The sequence below is a fragment of the Pseudomonas hunanensis genome, assembly GCF_013393325.1.
Classification (GTDB): Bacteria; Pseudomonadota; Gammaproteobacteria; order Pseudomonadales; family Pseudomonadaceae; genus Aquipseudomonas; species Aquipseudomonas putida_P.
This window is the reverse complement of sequence record NZ_QJRC01000060.1, coordinates 34124-52103: the sequence shown is the minus strand read 5'-3', so window position 1 is coordinate 52103 and position 17980 is coordinate 34124. Positions and strand designations below refer to the sequence as shown.

Genomic DNA, 17980 nt, shown 5'->3' with positions numbered 1-17980 from the left:
TACACCATCAACCCGCGACGGCAGCCCGCCGGGCGCGAAATGCCATGGCCAGCCACACGGCGGTGACACCGGCGAACTTCGAGGCCATGGCCGTGCCGACCACCGCCGGGGTCAAGGCCCCGATCATGCCGAAGAAGATGAAGGTGTCCACCGGAATACTCAGTGCCGAGCTCAGCCACAGGCGATCGCGCAGCGGCCGACGGGTGATGCTGAACACCAGCCAGTCGATCAGCTCGGAGATGAAGAACGCAGTGGCACTGGCCAGCGCGATGGCCGGCTCGGAAGTGACATACGACAGCACCAGCGCCACCAGCATGGCGACCAGGGCACCGTGACCGAAGCGGGTCTGCACCATGTCGCGCAGGATGAATACCAGGCCGCCCCAGGCAGACCAGATGATGTCCAGGTGCGGGGCACTGGAGAAGGCGTAGTTGATCAGCACTACGCTGCTGATATAGGCAATCAGATAGAACATGGCGGGTCATCTGTGGGCAAGCCCTACAGAGTACCGCCAGCCCCCTCGACAGGCAACGCCGCGCCTACAGGACGAGCCCGGCTTGTACTGCGCGCTCATGGCACAGCTTCAGCACCGCCCGGCGCTCGTCATTGTCCATCCGCCCCCAGCGGCCGATTTCGGCCACGGTACGCTGGCATCCAGTGCAGATATCCTGCTCGTCCAGCGCGCAAATGCTTACGCACGGTGAAGCCACCGGCCGCTCAACAACTTCACTCATCATCAACCACCAAATCGCGCGCATAACGCTGGGCATTGTGCACGTAATGCGCGGCGCTGGCTTCAAGCATGCGCTTCTGCTGCTCGTTCAGTTCGCGCACCACCTTGCCTGGCGAGCCCATCACCAGAGAACCATCGGGGATTTCCTTGCCCTCGGCAATCAGCGCATTGGCGCCGATGATGCAGTGCTTGCCAATGCGCGCACCATTAAGGATGACGGCATTGATACCCACCAGGCTGTAGTCGCCTACCGTGCAGCCATGCAACATGGCGTTGTGACCAACGGTCACCCCCTTGCCCAAGGTCAGCGGCGAGCCCATGTCGGTGTGCATTACCGTGCCATCTTGCACGTTGCTGCCCTCGCCGATGTCGATCAGCTCGTTATCGCCGCGCAGAACCGCGCCGAACCACACGCTGGCATCGGCTTGCAGGCGCACGTTGCCAATCAGCGTGGCATTGGGGGCAGCCCAACTGGTGGGGTGGGTTTCGACGCGCAGGTTACCCAGGCGGTATTTCATGAACGCTCCTCAGGCTGCAACGCATACGACGGGGTAGGCCCCGTTCAGTTTTTGATGTAACGCTCAGGGGGCTGGTGCAAGCTGATGCCGGCATCGAACAGCACGTTGACCAGCTCGACGATCATGATCGCCGACAACCCCCAGATCTTGTATTCACCGTAGCGATAGCTTGGCACATACCAGCTACGTCCCTGGTAATCGATACGGTGGGTATGGTCACGCGGGTCCTGCCGGAAGAACTCCAGCGGTACGGTGAATACTGCCGCGATTTCGGCGTCGTTGGCGCGGTATTCGACGAAGTCGGGGATAAGCCCGACGAATGGTGTCACTTTCAGGCCATGCAGTGAAATAAGCGGGCTGAGCGGGCCGATCACCTCTACCAGGCCAGGCGGCAGGCCGATCTCTTCCTCGGCTTCACGCAGGGCGGTAAATACCAGGTCTGGGTCTTCCGGGTCACGCCGACCACCGGGAAAGGCGACTTCACCGCCGTGGGTAGACAGCCCCTTGGCGCGCAGGGTCAATACCAGTTCGGGCGCTTCGCTGCGGGTAATGGGCAAGAGAACCGCCGCTTCGGGAAACCGTCGGTCGGTTTCCAGTGATGCGGGGTGATGGTTGCTCATTCGGCGAAGTAGCTCGTCCAGCATTGCGCACGCTCATGTCCAAGGCCTGTCTTGCATGATGCACGAAAGCCGCGAAGCACCCAAGCCCCAGCGCTTGCGGCGGCACGGTGGCCGCGCCAAGATAGCCGTGAACATAAGGATCTACACATGAAATTCTGCAGCGCGTGCGGCCAACCGGTCACTCAACAGATCCCCCAGGGCGACAGCCGCCTGCGGTATGTCTGCGAGTCTTGCCAGACCATCCACTACCAAAACCCCAATATCGTTGCCGGTGTATTGCCGACCTGGGGCAGCCAGGTGCTGCTGTGCCGGCGCGCCATCGAGCCGCGTCGGGGCTTCTGGACCCTGCCCGCCGGTTTCATGGAAAACGGCGAAACCCTCGACCAGGCCGCCCGTCGCGAAACCGTCGAGGAAGCCTGCGCCCGGGTCGGGCCAACGTCGCTGTATCAACTGTTCGATTTGCCGCACATCAACCAGGTGCATGTGTTCTTCCGCGCCGAATTGACGGACCTGGACTTCGCCGTCGGTGTCGAAAGCCTGGAGGTGCGCTTGTTCGAAGAACATGAGATACCGTGGGGCGAGCTGGCTTTCCGCACCGTCACGCGCACACTAGAATGCTACTATCGCGACCGCCTCGGGCAGCATTACCCCATAGGTCATGAATACCTGCCGCCGATGAGCGTCACGACCACCACCTCTACATAGAAGAAGCCTTCAGGGATACCGTTACATGCGCTGGTTGCTTGCCCTTTTCTGCCTTTGCGTTACCTCGGTGTCCCAAGCGGCCTTCACCGAGACCATCATCCGCAAGCCCGTGCCGGCAGCGCAAACGCCCTCGCCTTCGCAGCAGGCCATGCAGCCGTTGATCGACAAGGTGCTGGTAATCAAGTCCGAGCGCCGCCTGCAGTTGATCAGCCGTGGCGAGCCGCTGAAAACCTACCGTATCTCGCTTGGCAAGCAGCCCAAGGGCGCCAAGGAGCGCGAGGGCGACAAGAAAACCCCCGAGGGTTTGTACTGGCTGGACTGGCGCAAGCAGAGCGACCGCTTCAACCTGGCCATGCACATCAACTACCCGAACATCAGCGATGCCGCCCGCGCTACCCGTGAAGGGGTGAGTGCCGGCAGCATGATCATGATCCATGGCACGCCGATCAACGATGAATACCCGGAATGGTACTTCCATACCCTGGACTGGACCGATGGCTGCATTGCCATGCGTAACCGCGACATGCAGGAAGTATGGGAACTGGTACGCGATGGGACGCTGATCGAGATCCGGCCCTGATATAGGGCCTTCCAGCAAAGGTTGTAGGAGTTTTCCCGCAAGTTTGCGAGAACTTGCCTGACAAGCGCTTAGGCAGGGTACTGCATCCAGGCGAATGACTTAATTCTTAGCATCCACGCAGACGAGTACGAAAACCGTACATCATTTGCGGGGTGCTTCAATGCCGTGCCTGATTCACCGCATCGCCCGTTGGCTGCCAGCCTTTTGCCTGTCAGGCGTGCTGTCCATCACCCAGGCGCTGGCCGACGACCCAGCCAGCCAGCAGTTGCGCGACCAACAGCATGGGCTGCGACAGCTGGAGCAACAGCAGCGTCTTGAGCGCTGGCAGCGTATACCCGCCCCAACCGCCCCCAGCGACACCACTGCCCCCCTCCCGCACCACGCTCGCTGCTGGGCCGTCGACGGCGTGCGCGTGGCCGGCAACCAGCAGCTTTCGAACCCAGCGCTGGCGCCAACCATCCGTGCCCTCACCCCTGCCTGCATAGGCATCGCCGACATCAACCGGCTACTGAAAGCCATCACCCAGCGCTACGTGCAGGCCGGCTACCCGACCAGCCGGCCTTACCTGCGGCAACTTCCAGAAGACGGTGCACCGTTGGATATCGTCATTGTCGAAGGCTTTGTCGAGTCCATTGAACTGGCAGGCCCCGACCTGCCCTTGTCCCTCGCCAATGCATTTCCCGGCCTGCTCGGGCAGCCCCTGTACCTGCCGGACCTTGAGCAAGGCCTGGACCAACTCAACCGCCTGCGCGCCTACGAGCTGGGTGCCGCTCTGCTGCCCGGCGAACTGCAGGGCGGTACCCGCGTTGTCGTGCAGCCACACAAAGTGGCTTCACGCTGGCACCTGGACAGCCGCTTCGACAACCGTGGCAGCGAATTGACCGGCCGCCACCGCGTCAACCTCGGCATTGGCCTGGACAGCCCTTTAGGTCTCAATGACGACCTGCGCCTGTCGCTGACCACAACGGTGCTCGAAGCGCCTGGGCAAAGCCAGGGTGTGTCGCTGTACTACAGCATCCCCTACGGCGCCTGGACCGTTGCGCTCAGCGCCAGCCAGCTACGCTACCGGGCGCCACTTCCCCACAGCGACAAGGCGGCCGACGGCAGCAGCAGTTACCAGGGCCTGAGTGTCGAGCGGGTGTTGTGGCGCAACCAGCAAGGCATGCTCAGCGCCAGCATCCGCCTGGACCGCAAGCAACTGATCAACCGCAGCGCTGGCGCGGTCATCGTCCAGCAGAGCCCGACACTGGCCTCGGTAGAGGCCGGTATCAACCTGTTGTGGCTCGAAGAGGGCTTGTGGAATGGCTACTTCGGGGTTGCTCAAGGCATCGACGCCCTGGGCGCTGACCGCTCGCCGCTGGGTGCGCAACGCCTGCGCCCGAACTTTCGCAAGTACCGCGCCAACCTGCTGCATTTGCGTCAGGGCCCGGCCCCTGCCCCGTGGCGCTGGCAGAGCGAGCTGGGTGTGCAGTACAGCCATGACCCCTTGCCTGCCGTCGAACAGTTGCTGGTCAGTGACGACTCGGCTGTGCGCGGCTTTCGCCAGCGCACCTACTCCGGCGCCAGCAGCGCGGTTTGGCGCAACACGCTCAGCCAACCGCTGCCCCTGACCTGGGCCTATCCCATCGAGGTACGCCCCTACATCGGCCTGGACCTGGGCTGGGCCCGCACGGCCGAAGGCAAACCGTCACAGCGCCTGGCCGGGGCCGCCGCGGGGCTGGAACTGAGCCTGCCCGGCAGTCGCCTGCGCCTGGACTATCAACGCGCCTTGTACACCAGCGACCTGCCCCGCCCACTGCTGGAGCCCGGCTTCTGGGTAATGGACTGGACCCTGAACATCTGATTCACCCACAACAAAGAGAACGAGAAAATGCAAACACTCTCGCAGTTACCACCTATCCGCCCAAATATCTTGCGCTGGTCCATCTTCCTCACGTTGCTGGGCCCCAGCGCCGCTCTGGCCCAGAACGGCCTGGATGCAACAGCCGGCCCGGCAGGCACCCCGATCATCCACAACGGCCATGGGGTACCGGTCATCGACATCGTGCCGCCCAACGCCAGCGGGCTGTCGCACAACCAGTTCATCGACTACAACGTTGGCACCCCTGGCTTGGTGTTGAACAACGCCACCGAGGCCGGGCGGTCGCAGCTGGCCGGTGCCCTGGCGGCCAACCCGCAGTTTCAGGGCCAGGCCGCCTCGACCATCCTCAACGAAGTGGTCAGCCGCAACGCCTCGTTGATCGAAGGGCCACAAGAAATCTTCGGGCGCCCAGCCGACTACATCCTGGCCAACCCCAATGGCATCACCCTCAATGGCGGCAGCTTCATCAACACCACCCGTGCTGGCTTCGTGGTGGGAACCCCGGCTTTCGAAGAGCAGCAGCTCAAATACCTGGACACACTCACGGCCAGCGGCACCCTGCAGGTACTGGAAAATGGCCAGAGCAATGCCAGTGGCGCGCTCGAGCTGATTGCACCGCGCGTGGACAGCAAAGGCCTGCTCACGGCCGGCGGAGCGCTCAACATCACGGTTGGTCGCAACCGTGTGGACAGTCGCAGTGGCGATGTTGTGGAACACCTGCCCAGCCCCTCTTCGAGCATTGATGCCAGCCTGTTCGGTGCAATGCGCGCTGGGCGTATCCGTGTGGTGAGCACTGCCGAAGGCGCGGGAGTGCGCATGGGGGCATCACAGGTCATGGGCACCGAGGGCGTCGACATCCAATCGGCAGGCGGTTTGCATATCAGCGGCAACGTCGACAACCCCACCGAGCTACGTAGCGAGCGCGGTACACTGAAACTCACCGCTGCCGATGACCTGATACTTGATGCGGTCAACGGCCAGGCCGCAAGCATCGAAGCCCGCGCCGGCAAGAAGCTCACACTGGACGCCCAGACCCGCAAGCACATCGAGCACAACAGCGACAGCTGGAACAAGAAGTTCTTGTTCATCACCCGCGAAACCTACAGCCGCAAAACCACCACCACTCACCAACAGCAGCAGGGCAGTCAATTGCAGGGCAGCGACAGCGTGCTGTTGCAGTCTGGCGAGGACATGCGCCTGGCTGCAGCAAAGGTGGACGCAGGCAACGAGCTGACCGTCGACAGTGGCGCCGGCCTGGACATCGTGGCCGGCATCGATAGCCAGCGCACTGAAGAGCAGGTGCGCCACCGCAAGGATTTATGGCGCGGTGACAGCGATACCGACCAGCTCAAGGAAACCGCAAAGGGCAGTACGCTCGGCGCCAAGCACATGGCGATCAAGGCAAGCGGCAAGCTCGATGTGCAAGGCAGCAGCCTGCACAGCCGCGGCGATTTGGCCATCCAGGCAAAACAGGCAGACATCGGCACCACCACATTGCAGGAACGCGGAACCAAACGCGACTATCGCGGCGACCTGGTATCGGGCACCTTCTTTGGTGATCGCCAAGGCAAGGACACCGAGGGCAAGGCCGTTGCAGGCAGCACGGTCGCCAGCGAGGGCAAGCTCACCGTGGCTGCCGAGCAGGTCGCTATCACCGGCAGCAGCGTGCACGGCAAGCAGGACGCCGTGCTCTACAGCGAAAAAGGTTCGCTGGCCATCGAGGCAGACCACGCCAGCAGCACCTCCACCAACCGCTCCAGCGACAGCAAACTGTTCGGCCTGATTGGCAGCGAACACGAAGGTACAGACCGCAAACAGCAGGTGCTGGTCAGCGACGTCAGCTCGGCCAGCAACCTGCGCCTGGCCAGTGCCGAAGAATTGCGCATTCAGGGCGCCAAGGTCGAAGCGGGCAAACACCTGCAAGTGGAGGCCAAAGGCGACCTGCTGATTGGCAGTGCACAATCGGTCGATGAACGCGAAACCCGCGACCAGCAACGCGGCTTCACGGCCAGCGCCAGGCAAACCCAGGAAGCCGAGGATGGCAAGCCAGAATCCCGCCAGTACGCGGCTGGCGTGGCATATGAGGTCGCCAACAGCACCAGCAAGCAGCGCACCACCCACCAGGTTGCCAGTGAGCTCAAGGGCGCCTCGGTGGGCATGAACAGTGGCGCGCACCTGCAGGTCAAGGGCAGCAAGGTCCAGGCCACTGCCGGCGACCTCGACGTACAGGCTCAGGAAGTGACGCTGGGTGCGGCCCGTAATGAGCGTGACGCGACCACCACTACCACCCATAGCGGTGGCGGGTTGACGGTAACCGGCGGCATCGACCGCTTGGGCAGTTTGTTCGAAGGCCATCACAACCGTGAGGTGCAGACCGAGCGCGAGAGCAAGGTGCAGCGCAGCGCGTTGCAGGCCAGCGGCGATCTGAAATTGCGCATTGATGCACTGCTCACCGAGGCCGCGCACGTCGAGGTCGGCAACTCCCTGCAGGTGACCGCCGAACGCATCGATAACCGCGCGCTGCAAGATACCCAGGAATATGAGCAAAGCCGTGACAACTGGTCTGCCAGCCTGGGCGCCAGTGTCGAGTACCGCGACCTTACCCGCCCCATCGAACGCCTGGTGCTGGGTGAGGAAGCCGCACGCTTCCAGCAAGCCTCGCCCGAAGATGCCATGGCGCCACCCAGCATCGGTGCCGACATGACCGTCGAACACCTCAAGCGCCTGGAAAACCAGCGTCGCAGCTTGGCTCGGGTGAGCGAGTTTTCCGGGGCCAAGGTCGAGGTCAAGGCCGACACCCTCGCAGACCAGGGAACAGCTTGGCAGGCCAACGCCGGCGCGCTGCAGATCGAGGCGCAGCAGCACCAGATGCACGCGGCCGAGAACACCCAGGAAGTGACCGTGCAACGCCTGGCCTATGGCGGCGACGTGCGCCTGGACACCAGCACCGGCGAGGACCTGAACGTACGCGCCGCTGGCCAGGGAGGGTCGCTGGAAAGCAAGGATATCGCCAGCACCGCCGTGCCCGGCAGCCTGTACGGGCAACAGGGTATCCAGGTACAGCTGGGCAGCGATGGCCGCTACGAAGGGGCCCGCATCGATGGCGGCGAAGGTAGCGTGGTCATGCACAGTGCTGGCTCGCTAACCTTGTCACAGGCGACCGACCAGGCCGAACAACAGTCACGCCAGCTCGATGGCAATGCCTGGGCCAAAGTTGGCAACCGTCCAGGCAGCACCGGCGTCAATGGCCGTGGCTATCTCGACCACAGTCAAACGCTGAGCACGCAGAGCACGGCTCAAGTGGCACAAGTCGACGCCAAGGGCGAGGTGCGACTGACCAGCGGTGCCGACCTGCTGCTCGAAGGTACCCGCATTGGCAGCCGCGAGGCCAAGGTTGGCGACATCCTGGTGCAGAGCGGCGGCCAACTGCGGGTCAAGGCCGCCAGCGATACCCAGCAAGCCACGGGTGCCAAGCTGGGCGGCGGCCTGGAGCTGGCGGTCAAGGCAGGCACGACCAAGGGGGGAGCATTGGGTGGCCACTTCAGCCACGGCAAACAGGAAGAAAATGCACACCAGGCGATTGATGCCCAGTTTGCCAGCAACGGCGCACTGACCCTGAGCAGCAACGCCCGCGAGGATATCGCCCTGCACCTGCAAGGCCTTCAGGCCTCGGCCGAACGAATGACCCTCGACGCTTCGAACGGCGGCATGCTGGTGGAAGCCTCTTCCAACCAGGAGCGACGCGACAACCTCGACATCACCGCCGGCGCCGGTTTCGACATGGCCAAGGGCGCGCTGGATACCCGCGGCCTGCATGGCCGCCTCAAGGTAGAGTTCGACAAGCGCGACAACCTCACCTGGAATGCCAATGACCTGCGCGCCGAGCGCATCGACCTGCAAAGCCGCGGCGATACCCGCATCGAAGGCGCCACCCTGGTAGCGGGGCATATTGGCGGCGTGATCGACGGTGACCTGCGTATCGCCAGCCGCAAGGACCGCGTCGACACCCTGAGCGTCAAAGGGGATGCCAGGCTGAGCCAGGAGAAAAACCCACAGGGCTATGTCAACGCGGCCACTTCGGTGGCCGGGCCTCTGGGGGGCAAGGTCGAGAAAAAAGCCGGCTCCGCCTTGAGCAAGGCAGACCCAGGGCTCTCGCCGACCCTAAGCCTCGACGTTTCGCACGTGCAGCGTGACAGCGTGGCCCATCAGGCCACGCTCAAAGGCAGCGATGGTATCGACCTGCAAGTGGGTGGCAACGCTCATCTGGTGGGGGCACGTTTGCAGTCGGCCAGGGGCGCCGTGGGGCTCGACGCCGACTCGATCACTCAAGAAACGCTGAGCGGTAATGACTATCGCCGGGACGTATCGATCGATGCGTCCAACTCACCGGTGGACCTGGGCACGGCAATCGCCGATATGGCCAAGGGCAAAGGGGCAGCGGATGGCGAGAATGCGCTGGACCTTGGGTTGTTGAGAACCAGTGGGCATAGCCGCAGCGAGCAATGGGCTTCGAGTGTGCAGGGCAAGAAGCAATAGCCACAAGCGCGCCCCTACGCAAGGTTGCTTCCGCATCGACAGTGTCGCCATGCAGTAGCAACCTTGTCGCCTACCAGCGAAGGTCTCGCTGCCCCACCAGTGCCTGTGGCCCAAGCCATTGGGCGCCCCGCAACAATGGGGTCAACGCCGCCTCTGGCTGCAGCTCGAACAGCACCTGTGCCCGGCCCCCGGGCAGGTCGGCATCCACGCTCAATTGGTGCTGCCCCGGCTGCGCCAACTGCCCGCGCAGGTGCCAGCCGCTGCGGCAATCCATTTCCAGCCAACCCTGCCCCAAGCCCAGCGACCATGGCTCGCTCAGGGCAAGATCAGCCACTGTCAGCCGGCCTTCGCTGGCTTGACACTCGCTGCCCGCCCCCTGCATACGCAGCGTGCCCTGCCACTGCCCGGCCAACCGATAATCCATGTGTACAGTTGCCTGGGGGCCCATGGCTGCTGCTTCCAGCCGCCAACGCCACGGCCAACCTTCGCCGCGCAGGTGCCAGCCTTGGCCCTGCAAGCCCAACTGTGCGTTTGCCTGCAGGCGCCAAGGCTGTACTGTCCAGCGCAACGGCCCGAGTGGCCCCAACTGCTGCGCCTGGCCTTGCCACAGGCTGCCACTGACATCACGCGCGGGCAGGCCAAGCCCGCGCGCCAACCAATCGGCAGGCAGTTCCACGAGCAATGTCAGTGCGAAAACCAAACACATCCACACCACGCTGCCGCGCCTCATGGCTGCACCACCACGTCGAACTGCAACCCCTTGCCATGCTGCTCCAGCCCCCATTGCAAGGTCTGAACGCCTTCTGCACGCAAGCTCTGCAACCACCCTTGCAGCGCTTGCTCATCGGCCACCTCGCCGCGCAACTGCCAGGCGTTGCCTTGGGCATCGACGTCGGCCAGCTCGATCTGCCGCGCATGGGCCGACTGGCGCAGCCGCTCCAAGCTCAACCCCGGCCCGCCGTGCAGGCCGGCGGCCTGTTCGGCCAGCCCGCGCCACAGGCTGAGCTCGCGCCACTGCTCGGCGCCTGCGCGCAGGGCCAGGAAGGCCAGCAACAGGGCAATCAATGCCCAGGCAAACGTCATGCGATGACGCTGCAGCCAGTCCCGGTTCATGAGGCCGCTCCCAGGTCGAAGATCACTTGGTCGCCTTGAATCTGCACCGTGGCGCCAGCGGCAGCGGCCATGTCGCTCCATGGCGGCGTACTGCCCTCGCCTGCCAGACTCAGGTGCCAGCGTTGGCCATCGAAACGCACAGCCTGCAGGCGCCAACCGGGGTTTTCACGCATCCAGGCCTGCAAACGTACTTGCAGGTCGTCCAGCTGACGGGTGCGCAGTTGCTGTTGCAGCGCACGCTCGCGCAGGCCCTTGAGTGCCTGTGCGGCATGCCGGGGGCTGGCTTGCTCGCCAGTCACGGCAATGACCTGGCTGCGCCAGAGTTGCGCCTGGCGCCATTGCTGGCTCAACCAAAGCCCCGCCCAAACCGCTGCCAGCACCAGGCAAGCCGCAAGCAGCCGCTGTTGCTGGCGGGACGGCACCGGCAAAGCGCGCGCCTTGCGGTCGCGATCGAACAGGCCAGGCAGTGAGTCGAGCGATGCAAACGCAGTTGGCCAGTTACCGCTCAGCGATGTCTTGTGCAACTCGTCCCACGGGTGCGACGGCGCGTTACCCAAGGCATCTGGCCAAGCCAGCCAGTGTTCCTGCCCGTCTTCGCTCAGCCCTTTGTACAAGGACATGCCGGGGGTGCGTTGCCATAACCAGGCGCACCCTGCCTCGGGCAATGGCAGTAACTGCAACTCGGCCCAGCAACGCTCCACCTGCAAACCCCATTCAGCACATTGCCCGCGCCAGTCGTCCAATTGCTGACGCGCCACGACCAACAGGCGAAGGTGCCCGGGCTCACGGGCCAGGCAGGCACAGGCCACCTCATCCGTGGCCTGTAGCAGGCGGTCTTCGAGCAGCAACGGCCATTCTTCGCGCTTGAGGCCGGGCGGGGCCGGCACGCGGAAATGGCTGCAGGCCTCGGCAGGCAGGACCAACGCAATACGCGCCTGCAGGTTTGCCGGCGGCTCACCCTGCCCATCACATTGCACGATACCGCCCTTGACCAGTGCCCACTGCCAGACCCCGCCCGGCCGCAGCAATAGCCATGGCTGGGCCGACGGCCGCCGCCATTCACGTTTCATGAGCGCCCCCATGGGAGGGCGAAGGTGCAGACATAAGGGGCTCCATCACGCTGCAGTTCCAGGCGCACACCACGGCCGGGGTGCGCCGGTTGATCGGAAGGCCAGGCCAGCCAGCGGCCGCCCTGGTAGTACAGAACATTCATTGCACTGACCCGGTCGAGCCGTTCACGCTGTATCCATCGAGGGGCAGCGGCGGCGTAAAGGTCGGCCGAACTTTCCAGCAGCAGGCGCTGCTCACGGGCCTCGAAGCGCAGGCGCTGGCGTTGCAGGCGCGATCCGCCTTCGGCTGCGGGTAGGCCGGTGCTGGCGACCCACAGCAACTGGTGGCTGGCGGGCTGCCAGTCCAGCCAGCGGCTGGCAAGGGGTAGGCGCTGGTCGTAGACCCGGCGCAGTACCGGGCTGTCGAACCGCCGCTCCAGGGCCAGGCAGAACTCCAGCACCGAGCTTTCCTGCGTGGTCACCAGCAGGCGTTCGCGCACCTTGAGCCAGCCATTGACCAAGGCGGCGAGCATGATGCCAAGCAAGGCGGTCAGGGCCAGGGCGACCATCAGTTCGATCAGGGTCAGGCCCGCCTGGTAGCGTTTCATGGGCGCTCCAGAAACACGGTGTACTGGCCCAACGGCAGGCGCTGGTCGCGGTCGGCGAAAAGCCGCAGTTCACCACGGCGTAAGTCGCGCACCCCGGTACGGCGCAGTTGCAGTTGCCAATGACATGGCAAGCCGCCCTGGCTCAGCTCGCCATTCACCTGATTGGCAGCAGGCCAATACTGTTCGACGGCAAAGCGGGTTTGCAGCTCGCGCGCGCACAGCAGGCCAAGGCGGTGCTGCTGCAGGTTTTCCTGCACCGCCAGGCGCTGGCGCAGAACCTGGCTGGTGATGACGGCCAGCACGGCAGCAATCGCCAAGGCCACGGTCACTTCCAGCAAGGTGAAGCCACACTGGCGCGGCTTCATGGCGCCACCTGCAAACGACCATCGCGGTCCCACGCCCAGCGCTGGCCGCCATCAGCCCAGCGCCAACGCACGCTGCCCGGCTGAGCCCAGCCATGGGGGGTGAACATCAGGCGGGGCTGTGGGCTGACGGGCCAGTCCGGGTGCAGGCCCTTGGGCCAGTCGCCGAGCGCGACCGCTTCAACCACCCAGGCATTGCCCTCGCGCCGGACGAACTCCGGGCGCTGGCCATTCCAGCGCAGCCCGCGCAATTGCCCGGCATGCCTGGCCAGCGCGGCCTGGCTGCGGGTCTCAGCCACCAGCCGTTGCAGAGCCTGCTCGACACCGACCTGGCCACTGCCGAACCCGGCTACTGCCAGCCCGGTCATCAGCCCGGCTATGGCCAACACCACCAGCAACTCGATCAGGCTGAAACCCCGCTGACCACGCACCGGTTACAGCGCCCAGTTGCCCAGGTCGGCGTCCTGACCTTCGCCGCCCGGTTGGCCATCGGCGCCCAGCGAGTACACATCGACCCGGCCATGCTCGCCCGGCATACGGTACTGGTAAGGGGTGCCCCACGGGTCTTGCGGCAGGCGGCGTACATAGCCGTCACTGCGCCAGGCCCGTGGCAGCGGCTCCTGGGCCGGCTTTTTCACCAGCGCGGCCAGGCCCTGTTCACTGCTGGGAAAGCGCAGGTTGTCCAGCCGGTACATGTCCAGCGCTTGCTCCAGGGTAGCCAGGTCGGCCATCACCTTCTGCTTCATGGCCTTGTCCTGGTTGCCCAGCACGCTGGGTGCAACCACGGCAATCAACAGGCCGATGATGAAGATCACCACCATGATCTCCATGAGGGTAAAACCGCGTTGGCGATTACGTCGATGCTGCATGGCAATACTCCTAGTCGTCACAGTTGCAGGCCCTGGTTGAGTTGCATGATCGGCAGCAGCACCGCCAGCACGATGAACAGCACCACGGCGCCCATCACCAGAATCATCAGGGGTTCGAACAGCGCCATGGCGGTATCCACCTGGCGGGCAAAGCCGCGCTCCTGGTCGTCGGCCACACGCTCGAGCATGTCGGCCAGGGTGCCGCTGGCCTCGCCGCTGCCGACCATGTTCACCAGCAGCGGCGGGAATTGCTGGCAGGCATCCAACGCGCGGTGCAGGCTGGTGCCGCCCTGCACTTGCTGGCGTACCTGCTCCATGGCCAGGCGGATACGCCGGTTGCCGATGGTGTCGGTGGCAACGTGCAAGGCTTCGAGCAGGGCCACGCCGCTGCCACTGAGAATCGCCAGGCTGCGTGCCAGGCGTGCGCTTTCCAGCACCTGCACCAGGCCGCCGATGCGCGGCAGGCGCAACAGCAGTTGGTCGCGGCGCAGACACCAATGCGGCTTGCGCAGCAACCAGCCACCCAGCACGGCGAGCATCAGCGCCAGCCCTACCATCCACGGCCCTGCCAGCACCAAGCCCTGGCTCAGGCCAATCAGCAACGAGGTGATCAGTGGCAGGCTCTGCCCGGCATGGGCAAATTGTTCGGTGAGTTTGGGCACGACGAATGTCATCAGGCCGATGACCACGGCAAGCGACACCCCCATCAGTACCGTGGGGTAGATCAGCGCAGTGCGGGCCTTGTGCTGCTGCCGTTGCACCTGTTCCAAATGATCGGCCAAGCGGGTCAGCACCTGGGCCAGGCGCCCGGAACGTTCGCCAGCCTCGACCAGCGCGCAGTACAGGCCAGTGAAAGGTGCGCCCTGCCGGGCCAGGCTGCGAGCCAGGCCCAGGCCTTCGGCAAGCGAGCCGCGCAGGGCCACCAGCACACTGTGCAAGGCGGGCTGGCGCAGTTGCCGTTCCAGGGTGGCCAGGGCATCGACCAAGGGGATGCCGGCCCCGATCAAGGTGGCCAGTTGACGGGTCAATTCACACAGCTGGGCGCGGCTAAGCCGCTGGCGCCGGGGTCGCTGGACACCGGCTTCGTGGCGCTGCAACTGGCGGGCAAACAGGCCCTGCTCGCGCAACAGCTGGCGGGCGTGGCGCTCATTGTCAGCCTGCAGGCTGGCCTTGTGCGATTTGCCCGCGAGGTCCACGGCCTGGTAGCGATAGGTCGGCATGCCTTAGCCCTGCACCGCGCGCAGCACTTCGGCCAGGCTGGTCTCGCCACGGGCCAGGCACTCGCTGGCCATCGCCACCAGGCTTTGCCGGCGCTCACCGAGGTAGGCCTGCATGGCCAGTTCGCTGGCGCCGTCATACAACAGGCCGATCAGCCCGGCGTCCAGTTCGATGAATTCGTACAGGCCCAGGCGGCCGATGTATCCGCTGCCCTGGCACTGCTCGCAGCCGACCGCGTGGTAACTGCTGCCCAGTGCAGCCAGCTCTGGCCACAGGTCACGCTCGGCCGGTTGCAATGGGTGCGCCACGGCACAACTGCACAAGCGCCGCACCAGGCGCTGGGCCAGTACACCGCGCAGACACGAGGCGATCAGGAACGGCTCGATACCCATGTCACGTAGCCGGGTCACCGCGCCCACGGCACTGTTGGTGTGCAGGGTAGAGAGCACCAGATGGCCGGTGAGGCTGGCCTGCACGGCGATCTGTGCGGTCTCCTGGTCGCGGATTTCGCCGAGCATGATCACGTCCGGGTCCTGACGCAGGATGGCGCGCAGGCCACTGGCGAACGTCAGCCCGGCACGCGGGTTGATGGCGGTCTGGCCAATGCCTGCGATGGCATACTCCACCGGGTCCTCAACGGTGAGGATGTTGCGGCTGCCGTCGTTGAGGCTGTTGAGGCTGGCGTACAGGGTGGTGGTCTTGCCCGAACCGGTTGGCCCAGTGGACAACACGATACCGTTGGGCCGCGCCAGGCAGCTGCGCAGGCCCTGCAACACCGCCGCCGGCATGCCCAGGTTTTCCAGCGCCAACAGGCTGGCCTGCTTGTCGAGTACCCGCATCACCACCCGCTCGCCATGGATGCCGGGCAAGGTCGAGACCCGCACGTCCACTTCGCGTCCCGCCGCGCGCAAAGTGATGCGCCCATCCTGGGGCTGGCGTTTTTCTGCGATGTCCAGGCGGGCCATGACCTTGATCCGTGACACCAGCATCGCCGACAACGCTCGCGGCGGGCGCAGCACTTCGCGCAGGTGGCCATCGACCCTCAGGCGCACCACCAGGCTTTGTTCGAACGTCTCGATATGAATGTCCGAGGCACGCAGGCGCAGCGCCTGGCCGAACAGGCCGTTGATCAAGCGGATTACCGGGGCTTCGTCGTCGCTTTCCAGCAAGTCTTCGATGCGCGGCATCTCGCTCATCAGGCTGTCCAGGTCGACCTGGTCGCCAATCCCTTCGATCAGCGCTGCAGTGGCCGCATCGCCGGCCTGGTACAGCTGGCCCAAGCGCTCATCGAATACTGCGGGCTCCAGGTATTCAAGCGCGCAGGGTTGGCCATGCACGCGCAACAGCTCCTGCAACTGCGCGCTGTCGGCGTCGGGCCTTAGCCACAACTGCCAACCCTGCTCCGTCGCAGCCATGGCCACCCCGCTCAGCCGTGCCTGGCGATAGGGCAGCATCACCAGTCACCGCCTTCCAGGCGCGCGCGGCTGGAGGGAAATACCTGCAACAGTGGCGTGCCCTGTGCAAGGTCTGGCAATTGCAGCGGTGTGGTCTGCTGCAAGGTGCGGTATTTGTCTTCGCTGAGCCCCGCCAGGCTGGGCCCATCGCGCAGGATGCGCGGGCGGATGAACACCATCAGGTTCTGCTTGGTGTTCTTGCTGGCATCGGAGCGGAACAACCGGCCCAGATAAGGGATGTCGCCAAGCAGCGGCACACGCTGGTTGCTGGTGCTCAGTTCGTCGCTGATCAGGCCGCCGAGAATCACCAGGCCGTTGTCCTCGACCATGACCTTGGTCTTGATCTCGCGCTTGTTGGTGATCACGTCACTGGCCGCGCTGGAGTCGGCAATCGACGACACTTCCTGGACGATGTCCAGGCGCACGCTGTTGTCGATGTTGATCTGCGGCTTGATGCGCAGCTTCACCCCGACTTCCTTGCGTTCGATGGTCTGGTACGGGTTGGCGTTGTTCTGCGTCACCGAGCCGGTGACGAAAGGCACTTCCTGGCCGACTAGGATCGACGCTTCGGCGTTGTCCAGGGTCAGCAAGGTGGGCGTGGACAGCAGGTTGAAGCCGCTTTTGCCCTTCAGCGCGTTGACCAGCATGGCGAAGTTGAAGCCGCCGCCGAAATGGCCGATGCCCGCCGTGGCACCCGCCGTGGTGGACAGCAAGTCGCCGAGGGCCTCGTTGTCACCACTGGCGGCGGCCCCGGCGATGTTGGCGATATTCACGCCATTGCTGCCGAAGTTGACGATACCGGCACCGAACTTTTCGTCGGCGAACAGCCATTGCACACCCAGCTCCTGAGCGCTGCTGTCCGATACCTCGGCGATGATCGCCTCGACCACCACCTGGGCGCGACGAATGTCCAGTTGCTCGACAATGGCACGATACGCCGCCAGCTCGCTGTCGGGGCCGACCATGACCACGGCGTTGGTGCCCTCTTCGTACTCCAAGCGGATACTTGGGCCTGCGGAGGCGGCCATCACCGGCCTGTCCTTGCTTTCTCCTTCTCCGGGCGCTTCAGCTGGCACCGCACCTTCCTGGCTGAGCCCGCGCAGCACCTTGACCACTTCACCGGCATTGGCATGGCGCAGGTAGATCACCTGGGTACTGCCGCTGCCTTGTGCCTCCTCTGGGCGGTCGAGCTGGCGCAGCAGGCTGGCGATGCGTTCCAGGTTGCTGCGCCAGTCGGTCACCACCAGCTGATGCGCCGCCGGATACGGTGTAATCACCCCAACCCGTGGGTCGATCAGCGGCTTGAGAATGCCCAGGACTTGTTCACTGGCGGCGTTACGCACGTTGAATACCCGAGTGGCCACGCTGTCGCTGCCCTCGCCCTGCTGCCCGCCCGCCTCCACCGGCACCGGCTCCAGACGTGCGGCCTGGTCGGGGACGATCTTCACGCTGCCGTTGGGCAGGTCGACGGTGGCATAACCCTGGGCGCGCAGTTGGGCCAGGAAGATGTCATAGATGGCATCGGCGTCGTGCAGGTCGACGGTGCGCACGGTGACCTTGCCCTTGACCCTGGGGTCGACGATGAAGGTGGTGCCGGTGATGCGCGACACACTGTCGATGAACTCGCCAAGCTCGGTATCGACGAAGTTCACTTCGTACATCGGCGTGCCGTTGTCATCGAACACCGGTTCTTCAGCGCAGGCCATGGACAAGGCCACGCTCAGCGCGGCCGCCACGCAGTATCTAACAGGCAT

18 protein-coding genes are annotated in these 17980 nt (G+C 64.6%); 4 read left to right on the top strand and 14 right to left on the bottom strand.

Annotation, left to right across the window (positions count from 1 at the left end; genetic code table 11):
- Window positions 1-7 precede the first annotated feature (7 nt).
- The 4 genes from DM807_RS01365 to DM807_RS01350 all read right to left on the bottom strand — a co-directional run bounded on the left by DM807_RS01365 (window position 8) and on the right by DM807_RS01350 (window position 1895).
- On the bottom strand, window positions 8-475 hold the full coding sequence (locus DM807_RS01365; protein WP_060492700.1) for a 7-cyano-7-deazaguanine/7-aminomethyl-7-deazaguanine transporter: 468 nt from the start codon (window positions 473-475) through the stop codon (window positions 8-10).
- 64 nt (window positions 476-539) lie between these two features.
- Window positions 540-737 carry a DUF1289 domain-containing protein gene (locus tag DM807_RS01360; RefSeq protein WP_060515678.1) on the bottom strand — a complete coding sequence of 66 codons (198 nt, stop codon included), beginning with the start codon at window positions 735-737 and terminating at the stop codon, window positions 540-542.
- Entirely contained in the window at window positions 727-1251 is a 525-nt protein-coding gene (locus DM807_RS01355; RefSeq protein WP_060515679.1) for a gamma carbonic anhydrase family protein, read from the bottom strand. Before DM807_RS01355 ends, DM807_RS01360 begins: the two co-directional genes overlap by 11 nt.
- A 44-nt stretch (window positions 1252-1295) precedes the next feature.
- The gene (locus DM807_RS01350) at window positions 1296-1895 is read right to left on the bottom strand and encodes a CoA pyrophosphatase (RefSeq protein WP_012270750.1); all 600 of its coding nucleotides are present in this window, start codon (window positions 1893-1895) and stop codon (window positions 1296-1298) included.
- 123 nt (window positions 1896-2018) lie between these two features.
- Between DM807_RS01350 and DM807_RS01345 the strand changes: the two genes are divergently transcribed.
- From DM807_RS01345 to DM807_RS01330, 4 genes are all read left to right on the top strand, one after another.
- Window positions 2019-2576 (top strand): NUDIX hydrolase, encoded by a 558-nt coding sequence (locus DM807_RS01345; RefSeq protein WP_012270749.1) that lies wholly within the window; start codon window positions 2019-2021, stop codon window positions 2574-2576.
- A gap of 25 nt (window positions 2577-2601) precedes the next feature.
- Complete coding sequence (locus DM807_RS01340) at window positions 2602-3156, top strand: L,D-transpeptidase family protein (RefSeq protein ID WP_012270748.1); 555 nt, start codon at window positions 2602-2604, stop codon at window positions 3154-3156.
- Window positions 3157-3316: 160 nt separating this feature from the next.
- The gene (locus DM807_RS01335; protein WP_179026974.1) at window positions 3317-4999 is read left to right on the top strand and encodes a ShlB/FhaC/HecB family hemolysin secretion/activation protein; all 1683 of its coding nucleotides are present in this window, start codon (window positions 3317-3319) and stop codon (window positions 4997-4999) included.
- Window positions 5000-5026: 27 nt separating this feature from the next.
- The gene (locus tag DM807_RS01330; protein WP_179026973.1) at window positions 5027-9553 is read left to right on the top strand and encodes a hemagglutinin repeat-containing protein; all 4527 of its coding nucleotides are present in this window, start codon (window positions 5027-5029) and stop codon (window positions 9551-9553) included.
- Window positions 9554-9623: 70 nt separating this feature from the next.
- On the opposite strand, the gene gspN is transcribed toward DM807_RS01330, so the two are convergent.
- The 10 genes from gspN to gspD are packed head-to-tail and all read right to left on the bottom strand — an operon-like array spanning window position 9624 to window position 17980.
- On the bottom strand, window positions 9624-10283 hold the full coding sequence (gene gspN, locus DM807_RS01325) for a type II secretion system protein N (RefSeq protein WP_012270746.1): 660 nt from the start codon (window positions 10281-10283) through the stop codon (window positions 9624-9626).
- A complete protein-coding gene (gene gspM / locus DM807_RS01320) occupies window positions 10280-10666 on the bottom strand; it encodes a type II secretion system protein GspM (protein ID WP_012270745.1) in 387 nt (128 codons plus the stop codon). Before gspM ends, gspN begins: the two co-directional genes overlap by 4 nt.
- The gene (gspL, locus tag DM807_RS01315) at window positions 10663-11736 is read right to left on the bottom strand and encodes a type II secretion system protein GspL (protein ID WP_244964996.1); all 1074 of its coding nucleotides are present in this window, start codon (window positions 11734-11736) and stop codon (window positions 10663-10665) included. The genes gspM and gspL overlap by 4 nt, the downstream gene beginning before the upstream one ends.
- Window positions 11733-12323, bottom strand: coding sequence for a prepilin-type N-terminal cleavage/methylation domain-containing protein (locus tag DM807_RS01310; RefSeq protein WP_012270743.1), 591 nt, complete (start codon window positions 12321-12323; stop codon window positions 11733-11735). The genes gspL and DM807_RS01310 overlap by 4 nt, the downstream gene beginning before the upstream one ends.
- On the bottom strand, window positions 12320-12688 hold the full coding sequence (locus DM807_RS01305) for a type II secretion system protein GspI (RefSeq protein WP_060492706.1): 369 nt from the start codon (window positions 12686-12688) through the stop codon (window positions 12320-12322). The genes DM807_RS01310 and DM807_RS01305 overlap by 4 nt, the downstream gene beginning before the upstream one ends.
- Window positions 12685-13116 carry a type II secretion system minor pseudopilin GspH gene (gene gspH, locus DM807_RS01300; protein WP_060492707.1) on the bottom strand — a complete coding sequence of 144 codons (432 nt, stop codon included), beginning with the start codon at window positions 13114-13116 and terminating at the stop codon, window positions 12685-12687. The genes DM807_RS01305 and gspH overlap by 4 nt, the downstream gene beginning before the upstream one ends.
- Before the next feature lie 3 nt (window positions 13117-13119).
- A complete protein-coding gene (gene gspG / locus DM807_RS01295) occupies window positions 13120-13554 on the bottom strand; it encodes a type II secretion system major pseudopilin GspG (RefSeq protein ID WP_012270740.1) in 435 nt (144 codons plus the stop codon).
- A gap of 17 nt (window positions 13555-13571) precedes the next feature.
- The gene (gene gspF, locus DM807_RS01290; RefSeq protein ID WP_012270739.1) at window positions 13572-14774 is read right to left on the bottom strand and encodes a type II secretion system inner membrane protein GspF; all 1203 of its coding nucleotides are present in this window, start codon (window positions 14772-14774) and stop codon (window positions 13572-13574) included.
- A 3-nt stretch (window positions 14775-14777) separates the two neighbouring features.
- A complete protein-coding gene (locus DM807_RS01285; RefSeq protein WP_060515685.1) occupies window positions 14778-16226 on the bottom strand; it encodes a GspE/PulE family protein in 1449 nt (482 codons plus the stop codon).
- On the bottom strand, window positions 16226-17980 hold the full coding sequence (gene gspD / locus DM807_RS01280; protein ID WP_177335392.1) for a type II secretion system secretin GspD: 1755 nt from the start codon (window positions 17978-17980) through the stop codon (window positions 16226-16228). Before gspD ends, DM807_RS01285 begins: the two co-directional genes overlap by 1 nt.

Excerpts from the sequence above, each read along its gene's own strand:
- DM807_RS01350 (WP_012270750.1), bottom strand. The coding sequence starts at position 1,895 with ATGCTGGACGAGCTACTTCGCCGAATGAGCAACCATCACCCCGCATCA.
- gspG (WP_012270740.1), bottom strand. The coding sequence starts at position 13,554 with ATGCAGCATCGACGTAATCGCCAACGCGGTTTTACCCTCATGGAGATC.
- DM807_RS01340 (WP_012270748.1), top strand. The coding sequence starts at position 2,602 with ATGCGCTGGTTGCTTGCCCTTTTCTGCCTTTGCGTTACCTCGGTGTCC.
- gspL (WP_244964996.1), bottom strand. The coding sequence starts at position 11,736 with ATGAAACGTGAATGGCGGCGGCCGTCGGCCCAGCCATGGCTATTGCTG.
- gspD (WP_177335392.1), bottom strand. The coding sequence starts at position 17,980 with ATGCCTGTTAGATACTGCGTGGCGGCCGCGCTGAGCGTGGCCTTGTCC.
- DM807_RS01285 (WP_060515685.1), bottom strand. The coding sequence starts at position 16,226 with ATGCTGCCCTATCGCCAGGCACGGCTGAGCGGGGTGGCCATGGCTGCG.
- DM807_RS01305 (WP_060492706.1), bottom strand. The coding sequence starts at position 12,688 with ATGAAGCCGCGCCAGTGTGGCTTCACCTTGCTGGAAGTGACCGTGGCC.
- gspN (WP_012270746.1), bottom strand. The coding sequence starts at position 10,283 with ATGAGGCGCGGCAGCGTGGTGTGGATGTGTTTGGTTTTCGCACTGACA.
- DM807_RS01355 (WP_060515679.1), bottom strand. The coding sequence starts at position 1,251 with ATGAAATACCGCCTGGGTAACCTGCGCGTCGAAACCCACCCCACCAGT.
- gspM (WP_012270745.1), bottom strand. The coding sequence starts at position 10,666 with ATGAACCGGGACTGGCTGCAGCGTCATCGCATGACGTTTGCCTGGGCA.
- DM807_RS01365 (WP_060492700.1), bottom strand. The coding sequence starts at position 475 with ATGTTCTATCTGATTGCCTATATCAGCAGCGTAGTGCTGATCAACTAC.
- gspF (WP_012270739.1), bottom strand. The coding sequence starts at position 14,774 with ATGCCGACCTATCGCTACCAGGCCGTGGACCTCGCGGGCAAATCGCAC.
- DM807_RS01345 (WP_012270749.1), top strand. The coding sequence starts at position 2,019 with ATGAAATTCTGCAGCGCGTGCGGCCAACCGGTCACTCAACAGATCCCC.
- DM807_RS01335 (WP_179026974.1), top strand. The coding sequence starts at position 3,317 with ATGCCGTGCCTGATTCACCGCATCGCCCGTTGGCTGCCAGCCTTTTGC.
- DM807_RS01330 (WP_179026973.1), top strand. The coding sequence starts at position 5,027 with ATGCAAACACTCTCGCAGTTACCACCTATCCGCCCAAATATCTTGCGC.
- DM807_RS01310 (WP_012270743.1), bottom strand. The coding sequence starts at position 12,323 with ATGAAACGCTACCAGGCGGGCCTGACCCTGATCGAACTGATGGTCGCC.
- DM807_RS01360 (WP_060515678.1), bottom strand. The coding sequence starts at position 737 with ATGATGAGTGAAGTTGTTGAGCGGCCGGTGGCTTCACCGTGCGTAAGC.